The 14945-nt window shown below is 74.0% G+C and carries 16 protein-coding genes; 8 read left to right on the plus strand and 8 right to left on the minus strand.

All coding sequences use genetic code 11. The features are described from left to right. Position 1: 1 nt before the first annotated feature. Together AB0A69_RS26425 and AB0A69_RS26430 are read right to left on the minus strand one after the other, a co-directional pair. Positions 2-1000, minus strand: coding sequence for a TAXI family TRAP transporter solute-binding subunit (locus AB0A69_RS26425; RefSeq protein WP_361426913.1), 999 nt, complete (start codon positions 998-1000; stop codon positions 2-4). An 87-nt stretch (positions 1001-1087) separates the two neighbouring features. Then, complete coding sequence (locus tag AB0A69_RS26430) at positions 1088-1951, minus strand: methyltransferase domain-containing protein (RefSeq protein WP_361426916.1); 864 nt, start codon at positions 1949-1951, stop codon at positions 1088-1090. A gap of 374 nt (positions 1952-2325) precedes the next feature. Here AB0A69_RS26430 and AB0A69_RS26435 point away from each other — a divergent pair, with 374 nt between their 5' ends. The 3 genes from AB0A69_RS26435 (at position 2326) to AB0A69_RS26445 (ending at position 5084) form a co-directional block, all read left to right on the plus strand. Continuing rightward, a complete protein-coding gene (locus AB0A69_RS26435) occupies positions 2326-3597 on the plus strand; it encodes a BtaA family protein (RefSeq protein WP_361426919.1) in 1272 nt (423 codons plus the stop codon). 69 nt (positions 3598-3666) lie between these two features. Beyond that, a complete protein-coding gene (locus tag AB0A69_RS26440; RefSeq protein ID WP_361426922.1) occupies positions 3667-4362 on the plus strand; it encodes a class I SAM-dependent methyltransferase in 696 nt (231 codons plus the stop codon). A gap of 77 nt (positions 4363-4439) precedes the next feature. Next, positions 4440-5084: a histidine phosphatase family protein gene (locus tag AB0A69_RS26445; protein ID WP_361426925.1), complete on the plus strand. Its 645-nt coding sequence runs from the start codon at positions 4440-4442 to the stop codon at positions 5082-5084. Here AB0A69_RS26445 and AB0A69_RS26450 read toward each other — a convergent pair. From AB0A69_RS26450 to AB0A69_RS26460, 3 genes are all read right to left on the minus strand, one after another. After that, positions 5059-7218 (minus strand): MMPL family transporter, encoded by a 2160-nt coding sequence (locus AB0A69_RS26450; protein WP_361426928.1) that lies wholly within the window; start codon positions 7216-7218, stop codon positions 5059-5061. The genes AB0A69_RS26445 and AB0A69_RS26450 overlap by 26 nt on opposite strands. 67 nt (positions 7219-7285) lie before the next feature. Beyond that, a complete protein-coding gene (locus tag AB0A69_RS26455) occupies positions 7286-8575 on the minus strand; it encodes a wax ester/triacylglycerol synthase domain-containing protein (RefSeq protein WP_361426931.1) in 1290 nt (429 codons plus the stop codon). Then, positions 8575-8811, minus strand: a complete 237-nt coding sequence (locus AB0A69_RS26460) for an acyl carrier protein (protein WP_361426934.1) — start codon at positions 8809-8811, stop codon at positions 8575-8577. The genes AB0A69_RS26455 and AB0A69_RS26460 overlap by 1 nt, the downstream gene beginning before the upstream one ends. Before the next feature lie 207 nt (positions 8812-9018). Between AB0A69_RS26460 and miaB the strand changes: the two genes are divergently transcribed. Both miaB and AB0A69_RS26470 read left to right on the plus strand, forming a co-directional pair. Continuing rightward, the gene (gene miaB, locus AB0A69_RS26465; RefSeq protein WP_361426937.1) at positions 9019-10536 is read left to right on the plus strand and encodes a tRNA (N6-isopentenyl adenosine(37)-C2)-methylthiotransferase MiaB; all 1518 of its coding nucleotides are present in this window, start codon (positions 9019-9021) and stop codon (positions 10534-10536) included. A gap of 194 nt (positions 10537-10730) precedes the next feature. Beyond that, positions 10731-11447: a class III extradiol dioxygenase subunit B-like domain-containing protein gene (locus tag AB0A69_RS26470; protein WP_361426940.1), complete on the plus strand. Its 717-nt coding sequence runs from the start codon at positions 10731-10733 to the stop codon at positions 11445-11447. A 105-nt stretch (positions 11448-11552) separates the two neighbouring features. On the opposite strand, the gene AB0A69_RS26475 is transcribed toward AB0A69_RS26470, so the two are convergent. From AB0A69_RS26475 to AB0A69_RS26485, 3 genes are all read right to left on the minus strand, one after another. Beyond that, positions 11553-11813 carry an antitoxin gene (locus tag AB0A69_RS26475; RefSeq protein ID WP_361426943.1) on the minus strand — a complete coding sequence of 87 codons (261 nt, stop codon included), beginning with the start codon at positions 11811-11813 and terminating at the stop codon, positions 11553-11555. A gap of 70 nt (positions 11814-11883) precedes the next feature. Continuing rightward, positions 11884-12153 (minus strand): hypothetical protein, encoded by a 270-nt coding sequence (locus tag AB0A69_RS26480; RefSeq protein WP_361426946.1) that lies wholly within the window; start codon positions 12151-12153, stop codon positions 11884-11886. Positions 12154-12287: 134 nt separating this feature from the next. Continuing rightward, positions 12288-12368 (minus strand): hypothetical protein, encoded by an 81-nt coding sequence (locus AB0A69_RS26485; RefSeq protein WP_355356955.1) that lies wholly within the window; start codon positions 12366-12368, stop codon positions 12288-12290. Here AB0A69_RS26485 and miaA point away from each other — a divergent pair. From miaA to dapF, 3 genes are all read left to right on the plus strand, one after another. Continuing rightward, the gene (gene miaA, locus AB0A69_RS26490) at positions 12337-13275 is read left to right on the plus strand and encodes a tRNA (adenosine(37)-N6)-dimethylallyltransferase MiaA (protein ID WP_361426949.1); all 939 of its coding nucleotides are present in this window, start codon (positions 12337-12339) and stop codon (positions 13273-13275) included. The genes AB0A69_RS26485 and miaA overlap by 32 nt on opposite strands. A gap of 77 nt (positions 13276-13352) precedes the next feature. Beyond that, on the plus strand, positions 13353-13961 hold the full coding sequence (locus AB0A69_RS26495; RefSeq protein WP_361426952.1) for a hypothetical protein: 609 nt from the start codon (positions 13353-13355) through the stop codon (positions 13959-13961). Between the two features lie 44 nt (positions 13962-14005). Then, positions 14006-14881, plus strand: a complete 876-nt coding sequence (dapF, locus tag AB0A69_RS26500) for a diaminopimelate epimerase (protein ID WP_361426955.1) — start codon at positions 14006-14008, stop codon at positions 14879-14881. The last annotated feature ends 64 nt before the right edge of the window (positions 14882-14945 follow it).

Below are 14945 nucleotides of genomic sequence, written 5' to 3' on the forward strand. Positions count from 1 at the left end.
GTCAGGGCTTGACGGAGAGGTAGTAGCGCCGCGCGCCCTCGTGCAGCGGCAGCGGGTCCGTGTAGATCGCCGTACGCAGGTCCACCAGCTGCGCCGGGTGCACCTCCCGCCCGATCCGGTCCCGGCTGCGGATGACCGTACGCGTGAACGCCTCCGCCAGCGCCGGCTCCGTCCGGTCGGTGGTCACCAGCAGGTTCGCCACCGCCACGGTCTCCACCGGGCGGCCCGCCTGCACCCGGGCGTAGGCGTCGGCGGGGATCACGGCGGAGCGGTAGTACCGGCTGGTGCCGCCCTGCGCGTGCATCCGGTCCACCAGCTCCTTCTCCAGCGGTACGAGCCGGACCGGGAAGCGCTCCGACAGCCGCTGTACGGCGTTGGTCGGCAGGCCGCCGGACCAGAAGAAGGCATCCAGCCGGTCGGTCTCCAGCAGGCCGGGCATCGTGTCGATGCCGGCGGACATCGGCACGACGTCCCGCTCCGGGTCCAGCCCCGCCGCCTTGAGGATCCGGTTGGCCAGCAGCCGCACCCCCGAGCCCTGCTGCCCCACCCCGACCCGCAGCCCGCGCAGGTCGCGCGTCGAGCGCACCGTGGACGACTTCGGCACCACCAGCTGCACGTAGTCGTCGTACAGCCGCGCACAGCCCCGCAGCCCCTTCGAGCCGGGCCGGCCGTCGCGGAGGTGCGTGGCGACCGCGTCGGCCGTCGCGATGGTGAAGTCCGCCTCCCCGGACGCGACCCGGACCAGGTTCTGCTGCGAGCCCTCACTGGTCAGCAGACGTATCCGCACCTCCGGCACGTTCTGGGCGAGAGCCTCCTCCAGCAGCGCGCCGTAGCGCTGGTAGACCCCGCTCGGTACGCCGGTGCTGAAGGTGACCTCGCCGCGCGGGGCCGCCGCCTCGTCCGGCGCGGACCACCACAGGAACAGCGCCAGCACCACGAGGGCCGCGGCCGCGCCTTCGAGGGCGCGGCGGCGGCTGATGCGGGACAGGGCCTGGACCATGGCCGCGATCCTGCCAGCCCGCTCCCGTCATGGCCAGGCCCGCCCGTACGGAGGGCGCCTCCGCGCGGGCGGGCCGGGACCGGGCGCTCAGGGCCGTACGGCGGTGGTGATGTGGTACCGCCACGTCTCCTGGTGCCGGTACAGCTCGACCCCGCTCATCGCGTTCACCAGCGCATGGCCGCGCCCCACGCCGCGCGCCACCGCGTACGGCACCCGCCCGAGGAGGGAGAAGGCGCGCAGCATGGGCAGGACGTGGGCGGTGGCGTCCGTGACGGACTCGACCGCGAAGCCCGTCTCGCCCAGGAGCTCCTCCAGGCGGCCGTGGGGCAGCATCATCATCCCCGGCATCGCCGCGAGCGCGCAGACGTCCGTCAGGACCCGCTCCGCCCGCGGTGTGAGCTCCGCGCTCGGGGTCCGCGAGTACTCGGACATCACCAGCCGCCCCCCGGGCCGTACGACCCGGAAGAACTCCGCCAGCGCGCGGCGCGGATCGGCGGAGTGGACGAAGGACTCCATGGTGTAGAGCCCGTCGAAGGCGCCGTCCGCGAACGGCAGCGCGTGGTAGTCGGCCACCAGGAACCGCGTCGCCCGGGCCGCCTCCCCGGGGGCCCGGGCGGCGGTACGGCGGCGGGCGAGGGCGACGTCGGACTCGATGCCGTCGATGCCCGTCACCCGCAGCCCGCCCTCCGCCGCGACGGTCCGGGCCACGTCGCCGACCCCGCACCCCGCGTCCAGGACGTGGGAGCCGGCGGGCAGCGCCAGCTTGCGGGCCGTGGTGGCCTCCATGCGCCGCATGGAGGCGGCGAAACCCCAGGGCGACTGGCCGGGCTCGTACCACCCGAAGTGCCGCGTGCGCCCCAGGAGCATGGCGTAGCCCCAGCGGGAGCCGAGCCGCTTGTAGTACGGCAGGACGGAGCGCCGGTAGAACCGGGTGGGGTTCGTGGTTGTCATGGACGCCGTCCTACGCGGTCGGAATGAGCAGCAGGGGATGCGGCCGACGCCTTCTCCGGGCGCCCGTGCCGCGCGTCGCCACGAAGCCGGCGACGACCAGCGCGGCCACGGCGGTGGTCATGATCCCCGCCGGTGTCACGCGCGGACGTGGTTTCGTTCCCATAGCGGTCCTGTCCCTCCGTTCCGTCCCCCCGTCCCGTGTGCGGCGGGCCCCGATCGTCCACCAGGACGGCCGGTGCGGCGGACGCACCGGCCCGACAAGGAAGGACATGCCCCCCGCACGGCCTAGTGAGTCACCGTCGGCGGTCGGCCATGCGGGGGAAACCCGGTGCCTCTGCGCTGACGGGCGTCCTCCATCCCGCATGGTGAGTGCCATGGCCTCGTACTCATCTGCCAGTGCCGTCGTGACGCCCGTCGCCGGGACCCGCCGGCCGCCCCTGACCGCGCCCGGCGCGGGCGGCGCGCTGAGCGGGCGGATGTTCACCGCGCTGCACGACCGCAACCTCGTGTACAACGCGTGCTGGGAGGACCCGGCGCTCGACCGCGCGGCACTGGACCTCGGGCCCGACGACCACGTCCTGGTCATCACCAGCGCCGGCTGCAACGCCCTGGACTACCTGCTCGCCGGAGCCGGCCGGGTCACGGCGGTCGACGTCAACCCGCGCCAGACCGCGCTGCTGGAGCTGAAGACGGCCGCCGTACGGAGCCTGGACCACGCGGAGTTCTTCGAACTGTTCGGCACCGGCCGTTCGCCCCGCGCGCGGGAGATGTACGGCGACGCCCTGCGCGCCGGACTGTCGCCGCCCTCACGCCGGTTCTGGGACGGCTACATCGACGCCTTCGCCGGCCGCGGCTGGCGCCGCTCCTTCTACTACCGCGGTACCTCCGGCCTGTTGGCGAAGTGCCTCATGCTCTTCCTGCGCCGTTTCCGGGGCGTGGGGCGGTACTTCGACGCGCTGCTGGAGGCGCCGACCGTCGACGAGCAGCGGGAGATCTACGAAGCACGGCTGCGGGGCCCGCTGTGGACCGTGGCGCGCATGGCCGCGCAGCCGCTCGCGCTGAGCCTCGTCGGTGTACCACCGGAGCAGCGCCGCGAGATCATCGAGGAGTACCCCGGCGGCACCGCCCAGCTCATCCACGACGGCTTCGATGCGGTCTTCGGACGGCTGCCCCTCGTGGACAACTACTTCTGGCGCGCCTACATCACCGGTTCCTACACGCCCACGTGCTGCCCCGAGTACCTGCGGGCGCACAACTACGGGCGGCTGCGCGAGCTCCTGCCCCGCCTGGAGGTGCGTACGGCGACGGTCACGTCGTGCCTGACGGGCATGGCGCCGGCCGGGGCCGCCGCGGGGGTCTCGAAGTTCGTCCTGCTGGACCACATGGACTGGATGGGCTGGCGCGACCAGGCCGCGCTCGCCGAGGAGTGGCAGGCCATCGTCGACGCGGCCCGGCCCGGCGCGCGCGTGATCTACCGCAGCGCCGGCCTGCACACGCGCTACCTGGACCCGGTGCGCGTCCGCCACGAGGGCCGTACGCACCACCTTCCCGACCTGCTCGACCGCCACCCCGGACTCGCCGCCCGGCTGCACGAACGGGACCGCGTCCACACGTACGGCAGCTTCCACATCGCCGACCTGCCGTGAAGCCCGACGCCTGACGCCCGAAGGGAGCGCTTTTTGCGTCTCAGCTCCCATGTGCGGATCGTCCGCCACATGGCCTTCCCACGCCTCGACGGCGCGACGCCCGCCGAGCGCATGGAGTCCCTCTACCAGCCGACCGCCCACCTCTACGACGCCTTCCGCGAGAACCGGCTGCTGCACGGCCGCCGCGACCTGATGGAGACGCTGCCCCTCGAACCCGGGTGCCGGGTGGTCGACCTCGGCGGCGGCACCGGCAACAACCTCGAGTACCTCGACACCGACCGCCGGGAGCGGTGCGCGCGCATCACGATCGTGGACGTGTCGGCCTCCATGCTGCAGGTGGCGCGCGAACGGATCCGCCGCAACCGCTGGCACAACGTGGAGACCGTCCACGCGAACGCCACCGCCTACCGGCCGCCGGACGGGCCCGTGGACGTCGTCGTGTTCTCGTACGCGCTGACGATGATGCCCGACTGGTTCGCGGCCGTCGACCACGCCCGCTCCCTCCTCAGGCCGGGCGGCACCATCGCGGTCTGCGACTTCTACGTCTCCCGCAAGTACCCGCCCGACGGCGGCGTACGGCACGCGGCGTGGCGGCGGCACCTGTGGCCCGCCTGGTTCAGCCACAACAACGTCTTCCTCTCCGCCGACCACCTCCCGTACCTCCGGGAGCGGTTCGGCACCGTCCGGCTGGACGAACGGCTGGGCCGGGTCCCTTACCTCAAGGCGCGCGTGCCCTTCTACCTCTTCCTCGGAAGCAAGACCTGACTCCAGGACCCGGCCCCAAGAGCCGACTTCAAGACCCGACTGCACGACGCAACGATCCGATTCGAAGGGCACCGCCCATGCGCATGCTCCTGATCCGCCACGGCCGTACCGACGCCAACCGGACCCACGTCCTCGACACCGCGGCACCGGGCGCCGCCCTGGACGAGGTGGGACGGCGGCAGGCGGCCGCCCTGCCCGCCGCGCTGGCCGACGAGGACATCGACGTCCTGTACGCGTCCACCCTCACGCGCGCCCGGCAGACGGCCGCCCCGCTCGCCGCCGCGCGGGGGCTGGAGGTGCGCGTCCGGGACGGCATCCGCGAGATCGAGGCCGGCGTCCTGGAGGGCTGCCGCGACGCCGAGGGGATCACCCGGTACCGCACGGTCGCCGTCGCCTGGGCCGCCGGGCGGACGGAGCCCCGCATGCCGGGCGGGGAGGACGGAGCCGAGTTCCTCGCCCGCTTCGACGCCGTCGTAGCCGAGGCCGCCGCCTCGGGCGCCGCCACCGCCGCGCTGGTGGGCCACGGGTCGGCGATCCGCGTGTGGGCGGCCGCCCGGGCGCACAACGTGTCCGTCCCCTTCGCCGCCGCGCACGAGCTGCCCAACACGGGCGTGGTCGCCCTGGAGGGCTCCCCGGAGGACGGCTGGCTCGCGCTGTCCTGGACGGGCGGGAACCTGACCACCACCCTCACCCCGGCTACACCGGCTCAAGCTCCGGCTTAGGCTCGGGCGGCTTCGCGTCCGCCGGTGTCCTTCTGAACGGCAGCCACCAGTTGGCGCTGCCGAGCAGCGCCATCAGCGCGGGCGCCAGCAGCAGCCGGATGAGGGTGGCGTCGACGAACACCGCCACGGCCAGGCTGACGCCCACCACCTTCAGCAGCAGCAGCCCGGAGGCCGCCAGCGCCGCCATGACGACGATGACGACCACGGCCGAGGCGGTGAACAGCCCGGCGGTGCGCTGCACGGCCCGCGCGACGGCCTCCCGCGTGGAGGCGCCCGCCGCGTGCTCCTCCACCGCACGCGACAGCAGCAGCACCTCGTAGTCCATCGACAGCCCGAAGGCCACGCACAGCACCAGGATCGGTACGAGGGTGTCGGTCACGCCCGTCACCGCGAAGTCGCCCAGCACGCCGCGCAGGAAACCCTGCTGGAAGACGAGCACCATCACCCCGAAGGCCGCGCTCAGACTGAGGACGTTGAGCAGGAACGCCTTCAGGGGCAGGACGACGCTCCGCGTGCACCAGGCCAGCAGCGCCAGGGTGACCACGGTGATCAGCACCAGCGCCGGGACCAGGCCCGCCCGGATGCTGTCCTGCAGATCGGCGAGCCACGCCTGCGTACCGCCCACGAGGACCGGCCCGGGCGCGGGGGTCTCCCGCACCGCCCGCACCACCGCCGCGCCCTCCTCGGCGTGCGGGCCGACGTCCGTGACGACCGCGGCCCAGGAGCCGGCGGGGGAGGCGTACCCGACCTGAGGGTGCGTGGGGCCGAGCAGCCGGCCGTGGTGGTAGATGCCGGTGACCGTCTCCACCCGGCTCACGTGCTCCAGCCGCGACAGGCGGCGGGCGTACGCGTCCAGCGCCGCGGCGTCCCGCGCGCGGTGCGCGTCGAGGCCGGGCAGGACCACCTGTACGGGGTTGACGGCGTAGTGGTCGAAGTCCCGCCGAAGCGTCTCCGTCGCCTGCCGCGTCGGCGAACCCTGCGGCAGCGCCCGGTCGTCGAACGTGCCGAACCGGGCCTCGGCGAACGGCAGTACCAGCGCCGCCAGCAGGGTGCCCAGGACGACGACGACCGGAACGGGCCGCCGCATCACCCCGTCGGCCAGCCGGTACCAGCGGCCCTTCTCCGGTGCGGCGACGGCCGCCCGCGCGGCACCGCGGCCGCGGCGGCGCAGCGACAGCCGGTCGATGCGGGGCCCCAGCAGGAGCAGCGCGGCGGGCAGCGCGGTGAGGGCCAGCAGCGCGCTGAGCGCCACCACGGCCATCCCTCCGTACGCGATGGAACGGAGCATGTCGAGCGGGAAGACGAGCAGCGCCGCCATGCTGCCGACCACCGTCAGGGCCGAGCACACCACCGTCCGGCCGGTGGTGCGCACGGTCTCCAGCAGCGCGTCGTGGAGGCTCGCCGTCCGCTCCCGCTCCTCTCGGTAGCGGGCCAGCATGAAGAGGCTGAAGTCGACCGCCAGGGCGAAACCGAGCGCGGTCGTCAGGTTCAGGGCGATCACGGAGACGGTGGTGAAGCCGGCGAGCCCACTGAGCACCGCCGCGCTGCCCACCACCGCGGCGAGACCGACCAGCAGGGCCAGCCCGGCGGCCACGACGCCCCCGAAGACGACCACCAGCACGGCGGCGGTCAGCGGCGCCGCCAGCAGCTCCATGCGCTGGAGGTCCAGCCGGCTCTGCCGCTCGATGGCCAGCCCCACCGGGGTCGGCCCCGTCGCGGCCACCTCCAGCGGCCCGTGGCGGCCGGTGAGCTCGCGCAGCAGCGGCTCGACGTCCCGGTGGGCGGTGGCCTCGCTGGTCGCGATCCGCAGCAGCACCAGCGCCGAGCGCCCGTCGCGGCCCCGCAGCGAGATCGGACGCTCGGTCCAGTACGAACGCACCGCCACGACCTTCGGCAGCGAGCGCGCCCGCGCCACGAGCCGCGTGCCGGCCCGTCGGGCCGCGGGGTCGTCCACGGACCCGGCCGCCGTGGCCACCAGCGTGACCGTCGGCACGCCGCTCCGGAAGGCCGTGGACAGCGTGTACTCGGCCCGCGCCGACTCCGCGCCGGGCGGCGTCGTACCGCCGTGGTACAGCCGGTCTCCCACGCCCACTCCGGCCACCCCGGCCGCCACCAGGGCGCACAGGGTCAGCACGAGCGTACGGACGGGGAAGCGGAGGACGAGCCGGGCCAGAGCGCCCAGCGGATCGGCGCGCAGGGCACTACCTCCCGATCGAAGGCGCCGGGGCGGCCGCCTCCGGAGCCAGCAGGTCCAGCGCCTCGCGCCAGTACTCCGCCAGCTCCCTCGCCGCCGGCACGGCCGCGTCGGCGGTGAACGCGCAGGTGGCCTGGGAGCGCCAGGTGGTCAGCACGGGCTGGTACGGGAAGTGGGCGGGCAGGCAGTTCAGCCCGGTGACGCTCAGGGCACGGCAGCCGTCGAACCCGAAGTCGGCCGTCTGCGTGAGCACCGTGGTCTGCACCCCGCAGCGCGCGAAGACCCGTTCCGACAGGCTCTTCGTGCGCCGCGCGTCGAGCCGTACGAGCGCGTCGCCCTTCGCCCAGCGGAGGGCGGGGTCCTTGTAGCGGGCGGTACGGCGGGACAGCAGCCGCGCGCGGTGCCGCAGGTCCGCCTCGTCCCACGGCACGTCCACCACGGCGACGGAGAAGCGGTTGCCCGGATAGGCGGGACACGCTGTGGTCGCGGACCCCATCGGCCCCAGCGCGATGGGCAGACCGATACCGCGTGCGCGCGGCCCCTCCCGGGTCCAGCCGGTGGTGTCCGCGCGCTGTGCCGCGTACGACAGGGCGCTGAGGTGGATGTCGAGGACCGAGCAGCCGAGGTCGGCGGCCGCCGTCCGCAGCCGGCCCACCGGCACGGTCACGGCGGACAGCACCCGCCGCCCTTCCCGGGGCCCGTCCAGCAGCGGCCGGCGCGGGGCCGGCAGGAACAGCCGTACGGACTCCAGCGCGTTGCGCGCGTGGGCGCCCACACGCGCGGGCAGGGTCGGCGCGAACGGACCGCCCGCCGAGGGCAGGGCTCCGGCGGGCGGCTTCGTACGGAAGAGCCGCTGCATCACCCACGCCAGGCTCACACCGTCGTGCAGCCCGTGGTGGCCGCGGTAGCACAGCAGGAACCGGTTCTCCGCGTACCCGTGCACCAGCCAGACCCCCCAGGGCCGCCGCGGACAGGGCGCGGCGGCGTTGAGCAGCGCGTCGTACGCCGCCTCCCGCCGCTCCACGCGCAGTTCACGTACGTGCCGGTCGAGGTCCGGCCCCCCGTCCCCAAAGTCCCCGGCGTCCCCGAGGTCCCCGGCGACGGACAGGGCGAGCAGCGGCAGGAACGGCAGGCGCCCCCGCACGTGCTCCCGTACGGCGGCGAGCTCCGGCACGGGACCGTCCAGCTCCAGTACGGCACCGATGTGCAGGTAGTGCCCCTGGCCGGGGCCCTCCATGGCGCGAATGACCTCGTCCACCGCCGGGTAGGCGGCGACCCCGTCGGCCGGCCCGGTCATCAGCCCGCGACGGGCTGGGCGTGGCGCTGCAGGAAGTCGGCGATGTCCCCGACCGTCCTCAGGCCGTGCAGCCGGCTCTCGTCGACGCTGATCCCGAGCTCGTCCTGGGCGATGAGCACCAGCTCCGTCACGGCGAGCGAGTCGAGGCCGACCTCCTCCACCGTGGCGTCCGGCCGGATCAGGTCGGCCGGCAGGTGGAGCGTGCCGGTCATGGTCTCCCGCAGCCATTCGTACATGGTTCTCCTCTGCGTCCGCCGTGTGGGACCACCCGCGTGAGGGCTCTGGAAAGCGCCAACTTTCCACACCCGCCAGGTGCGCGCCCGGCACCGCCCCGGCATGTTGGCGATCGCCCGGGATCCTGTACTCGGACGGCGGAAGCGCCCACCGGCCGTTCCCGACCGGCTAGGGACAGGGCTCGCTCGGCGCCCCCTTACCCTGGAGGAATGACCAGCATCGACCGGAGCCTTGCCGTGGGCGCGTCCAAGACCTATGAGATCCGCACCTACGGGTGCCAGATGAACGTCCACGACTCCGAGCGCCTCTCCGGGCTGCTGGAGGAGGCGGGCTACGTCCGCGCGCCCGATGGCTCCGACGGTGACGCCGACGTCGTCGTCTTCAACACCTGCGCGGTGCGGGAGAACGCCGACAACAAGCTGTACGGCAACCTCGGGCGGCTCGCCCCGCGGAAGGCGGACCGGCCCGGCATGCAGATCGCCGTCGGCGGCTGTCTGGCCCAGAAGGACCGCGACACCATCGTGAAGAAGGCGCCGTGGGTCGACGTCGTCTTCGGTACGCACAACATCGGCAAGCTGCCGGTGCTCCTGGAGCGCGCCCGCATCCAGGAGGAGGCGCAGATCGAGATCGCCGAGTCGCTGGAGGCGTTCCCGTCGACGCTGCCCACCCGGCGCGAGTCGGCGTACGCCGCCTGGGTGTCCATCTCCGTCGGCTGCAACAACACCTGCACCTTCTGCATCGTCCCCGCGCTGCGCGGCAAGGAGAAGGACCGCCGCCCCGGCGACATCCTCGCCGAGATCGAGGCGCTGGTCGCCGAGGGCGTCTCCGAGATCACCCTGCTCGGCCAGAACGTGAACGCGTACGGCTCCGACATCGGCGACCGCGAGGCCTTCTCCAAGCTGCTGCGGGCCTGTGGGAACATCGAGGGCCTGGAGCGCGTCCGCTTCACCTCCCCGCACCCGCGCGACTTCACGGACGACGTGATCGCGGCGATGGCCGAGACCCCCAACGTGATGCCGCAGCTCCACATGCCGCTGCAGTCCGGCTCGGACACCGTCCTGAAGGCGATGCGCCGCTCGTACCGCCAGGACCGCTTCCTGGGGATCATCAGCAAGGTGCGGGAGGCCATCCCGCACGCCGCGATCTCCACCGACATCATCGTGGGCTTCCCCGGCGAGACCGAGGAGGACTTCGAGCAGACCCTGCACGTGGTGCGCGAGGCCCGCTTCGCGCAGGCCTTCACCTTCCAGTACTCCAAGCGCCCCGGCACCCCGGCGGCGACCATGGACGGGCAGATCCCCAAGGAGGTCGTGCAGGACCGCTACATGCGCCTGGTCGCCCTCCAGGAGGAGATCTCCTGGGAGGAGAACAAGAAGCAGGTCGGCCGGACCCTGGAGGTCATGGTCGCCGAGGGCGAGGGCCGCAAGGACGACACCACCCACCGCCTGTCGGGCCGCGCGCCCGACAACCGTCTGGTGCACTTCAGCAAGCCGGACCAGGAGGTGCGCCCGGGCGACGTGGTGACGGTCGAGATCACCTACGCGGCCCCGCACCACCTGCTGGCCGAAGGCCCGACGACCCGCGTACGCCGCACTCGCGCGGGCGACGCCTGGGAGAAGCGCAACGCCGCCGAGGCGGCCAAGCCGGCCGGCGTGATGCTGGGCCTGCCCCAGATCGGCGCCCCGGCCCCCCTGCCGCCGGTCACCGGAGGCTGCGCGGTCGGCTGAGCCGCTGGCGGGCGTTCCGTCGACTGCGGTGGGTGCCACGCTGAGCCGCGGCCGGCGTTCCGTCGACCGTGGCCGGTGTCCTGCCGATCCGCGGCCGGGTGCCGTTGACCCGCGGCCGCTGTTCCGTCGCCGCGGCCGGGTGTCCCGCTGACCTGCGCCGCTGTCCGCGGGGTGCAGCGGCTACGCTGCGGATCATGCTTGTCGCCGCGGCCGTCTGCCCCTGCCCCCCGCTCCTGGTCCCCGACGTCGCCGCCGGGGCCGCGCCCGAACTCGACGCCGCGCGCACGGCCTGCTCCGACGCGCTGGCGGTGCTCGCGGCCGCCCGCCCGGACCGGCTGTTCGTGGTCGGCCCGGCCGAGGGCGACGCCGTGGAGCGGTACGCGGCCGGCGCCGTGGGGGACTTCCGGGGCTTCGGCGTCGACCTCGGCGTACGGCTGGGGCCCGGCGGCGCCGCGGGCGCGGAGGACCGGCGGCTGCCGGCCTCCCTCGCCGTCGGGGCCTGGCTGCTGGCGCGGGTCGACTGGGCCGGCGCCCCCGTCGAAGGCCTCGCGGTGGGGGAGCGCCTCGCGCCCGCCCGCTGCGCCGACGCGGGCCGCGACCTCGCCGCCCGCGCCGAGCGTGTCGCCCTGCTCGTGATGGGCGACGGCAGCGCGTGCCGCTCCCTCAAGGCGCCCGGCTATCTCGACGACCGCGCCGCCGGCTTCGACGAGGCGGCCGCCCGGGCCCTCGGCGCGGCGGACACCGGAGCCCTCGCGGCGCTGGACGCGCACCTCGCGTACGACCTGAAGGCGGCCGGGCGCGCCCCCTGGCAGGTCCTGGCGGGCGCGGCGGAGGGCGCCGGCCTGGAAGGCCGCCTGCTCCACGAGGACGCGCCGTACGGCGTCGGCTACTTCGTCGCGGCCTGGTCCTAGGACCACCGCGGCGCACCTCCCGGCAACCGCATACGGCGGACGGCCACGGAGTCGTGCTCCGTGGCCGTCCGCCGTATCGCGTGCCCGTGCGCGAGGCGCAGGAGGTCAGGAGGTGGAACCCGGCGGTGGCGGCGGTGGCGGCGTGGCGTCGCCCCCGTCCTTGTGCGCGAACCGGCCGAGGGCGTCCTTGGCCTTGCCCGTACCGGATTGGATCTTGTCGCTGTACTTGCCCTTGGTCCTGTGATCGACCATCCGCGCGGCCTTCTCCAGCCCCTGGTCGATCTTTCCCTCGTGCTGCTGCGCGAGGCCCTGGACCTTCTCCTTGGCAGGGGCGAGCTTGGCCTTCATCTGATCCAGGAAGCCCATGGGTCACCGTCTCTCGTCAGTCGCCGCCGGCCGTGATGCCGCTCCTGTGTCGCGGCTTCCCGCTCCGGCTCTACTTACGCGCGCCTTCACCGGCTTCGTTGTCCGCCGCTTCCTCGGCCGACTGCTGCTTCGGGATCTCCACCCCTTCGCCGGCCGCGGCCTCGGACGCCGGAGCCGCACCGGTCGTGCCCGCCTCCTCGGTGGCCTCGGCCGCCGCCTCGGTCTCCGCTGCCGCCGTCTCCCCGTCCGCCTCGGCGGTCACCGGAGCGGTCGCCGTCTCCTCGGTCGATGCCGCGGCAGACTCCTTACCCTTCCGGCGAAACCATGCAAAAACGCCCATGTCTACTCCATAGCGTACTCGTGTGGGCGAAATTCCGCGCCGTCCGGAGCGTCCCATTGCGTCGCCCGGTGGAGCCGGTCCTGAAAACCGGCGGTCGGAACCTCGCAACAGGCAACGACGCCGATCCCGGACCGTCACGTAACTCGTTCGGGGACAGTCGGCGAGGTTTGCGAGACTGGGTCGGTGAGAAGCGCAGCTCCCGCCCCGCGGGTCATCGCCGTCGTCGGCCCCACCGCGGCCGGAAAGTCCGATCTGGGCGTCTTCCTCGCCCAGCAGCTGGGCGGCGAAGTCGTCAACGCCGATTCCATGCAGCTCTACCGGGGGATGGACATCGGCACCGCCAAACTGACGCCCGAGGAGCGCGGCGGCATCCCGCACCACCTCCTCGACGTCTGGGACGTCACCGAGACCGCCAGCGTCGCCGAGTACCAGCGGCTCGCCCGCGCGGAGATCGACCGGCTGCTCGCCGACGGCCGCGTCCCCGTCCTCGTCGGCGGGTCCGGGCTGTACGTACGCGGCGCCGTCGACGCCCTCGAGTTCCCCGGCACCGACCCGGCCGTCCGTGCCCGCCTCGAAGCCGAGCTCGAAGAGCGGGGCTCCGGCGTCCTGCACGCCCGCCTCGCCGCCGCCGACCCGGACGCCGCCCGGGCCATCCTGCCCAGCAACGGCCGCAGGATCGTCAGGGCGCTCGAAGTCATCGAGATCACCGGCAAGCCCTTCACCGCCAACCTCCCCGGTCACGAGTCGGTGTACGAGACCGTCCAGATCGGCGTCGACGTCGCGCGCCCCGAGCTCGACGAACGGATCGCCGCGCGCGTGGACCGCATGTGGGAGGCCGGGCTCGTCGACGAGGTGCGGGAACTGGAGGCGCACGGGCTGCGCGAGGGCCGCACCGCCTCCCGCGCCCTCGGTTACCAGCAGGTACTCGCCGCGCTCGCGGGCGAGTGCACCGAGGACGAGGCGCGCGCCGAGACCGTACGCGCGACCAAGCGTTTCGCGCGGCGCCAGGACTCCTGGTTCCGCCGCGACCCGCGCGTGCACTGGCTCAGCGGCGCGGCCGCGGACCGCGCGGAACTCCCGCGGCAAGCCCTGACGTTGGTCGAACGAGCGGTTACAGCCTGATCACGTGATGGCATCGGGACGCCCTGCCCGTCATTCCGGTGCCCGGGACCGTGCCATCATCGAGCATCGATCGACCAGTGGAGTCCGAGTTGGGAGGGCGCGTGGCGATGGAGGCCGGCCCTCGCGACAGAGAACAGTACGAAGCACCGGACGACATGGCACCGGGCGAAGACCAGGCAGCCCGAGACCGGGCAGCCCGGGATCAGGCGGTCCAGGCCCAGGCGGCCCAGGGCCGGGCGGCCCAGGGCCGGGCGGTCCAGGGTCTGGTCCCCGGCGCCTCCGGCGCGCCGGGCCTGAGCCCCGACGGGCCCGAGCTCGACGAGGACGGCGCCCAGGAGATCACCCCCGACGAGGTCGAGGTCGAACTGCGCCCGCAGCGGCGGTTGCGCATCTGGCAGCTCGCCCCCATCGTGGGACTCGCCGCGATCGGCTCGCTGATGTTCGCCTTCCCCCTCGCCTTCGGCTCGGGTGACGGCGGCGCGGTCCTCCCCATGCTGGGCCTGCTGCTCTGCGGCTGCGCCGCCGGCTGGGGCATGATGGCCGCCCGCCGGGTCGGCTACACCTGGCCCGGCCTGCCCGCCCGCGGCTCCGGCGAGCGCCCCGACTGGCGCGTGATCGCGCTGTACGCGGCCGGTGTCGCCGTCCTCGTGGCGCTGGCCGTCTGGCGGGTCGCCCGCCTCCGCTGAGCCGGGCGGGGCCGGTGTCGTACCCCCCTCGTACGATGGACCGCATGACGACCACGCCCCTCGCCTTCCTCAAGGGCCACGGCACCGAGAACGACTTCGTGATCGTGCCGGACCCGGACAACGCCATCGAGCTGACCGCCTCCGCGGTCGCCCGGCTCTGCGACCGGCGGGCGGGCATCGGGGGCGACGGGGTGCTGCACGTCGTCCGCTCCGCCGCGCACCCCGAGGCGCGGGACATGGCCGGTGAGGCCGAATGGTTCATGGACTACCGCAACGCCGACGGCTCGGTCGCCGAGATGTGCGGCAACGGCGTCCGCGTCTTCGCCCGCTACCTGCAGCACGCGGGCCACGTCACCGCCGGGGAGATCGCCATCGCCACCCGCGACGGCGTCAAGCGCGCCCACCTCGCCAAGAACGGCGACGTCACCATCTCCATGGGCCGCGCCCGGCTGCCCGAGGACGGCGTCACCGTCACCGTCGACGGCCGCAGCTGGCCCGCCCGGAACGTCAACATGGGCAACCCGCACGCCGTGGCCTTCGTCGAGGACCTGGCCCACGCCGGAGACCTGCGGTCCGAGCCGCCGTACGAGCCCGCGGCGGTCTACCCCGACGGGGTCAACATCGAGTTCGTCGCCGACCGGGGCCCCCGCCACGTCGCCATGCGCGTCCACGAGCGCGGCGCCGCCGAGACCCGCTCCTGCGGCACCGGCGCGTGCGCGGTCGCGGTCGCCGCGGCCCGCCGGGACGGCGCCGACCCGGCCGAGACCGGGACCCCGGTCACGTACACCGTGGACGTCCTCGGCGGCACCCTCACGATCACGGAACACCCCGACGGCGAGATCGAGATGACCGGCCCCGCGGTCATCGTCGCCGAGGGCCGCGTAGACCCCGCCTGGCTCGCGGAGGACGCCACCGCCTGAGGCTTCGCTCGAATGGGTGATCCCGTTCCCGCTGGGCGGGAGCCGGTCGGTTCGACGTGGTGGG

The sequence above is a fragment of the Streptomyces sp. NPDC045431 genome (assembly GCF_040646655.1).
Lineage (GTDB): Bacteria > Actinomycetota > Actinomycetes > Streptomycetales > Streptomycetaceae > Streptomyces.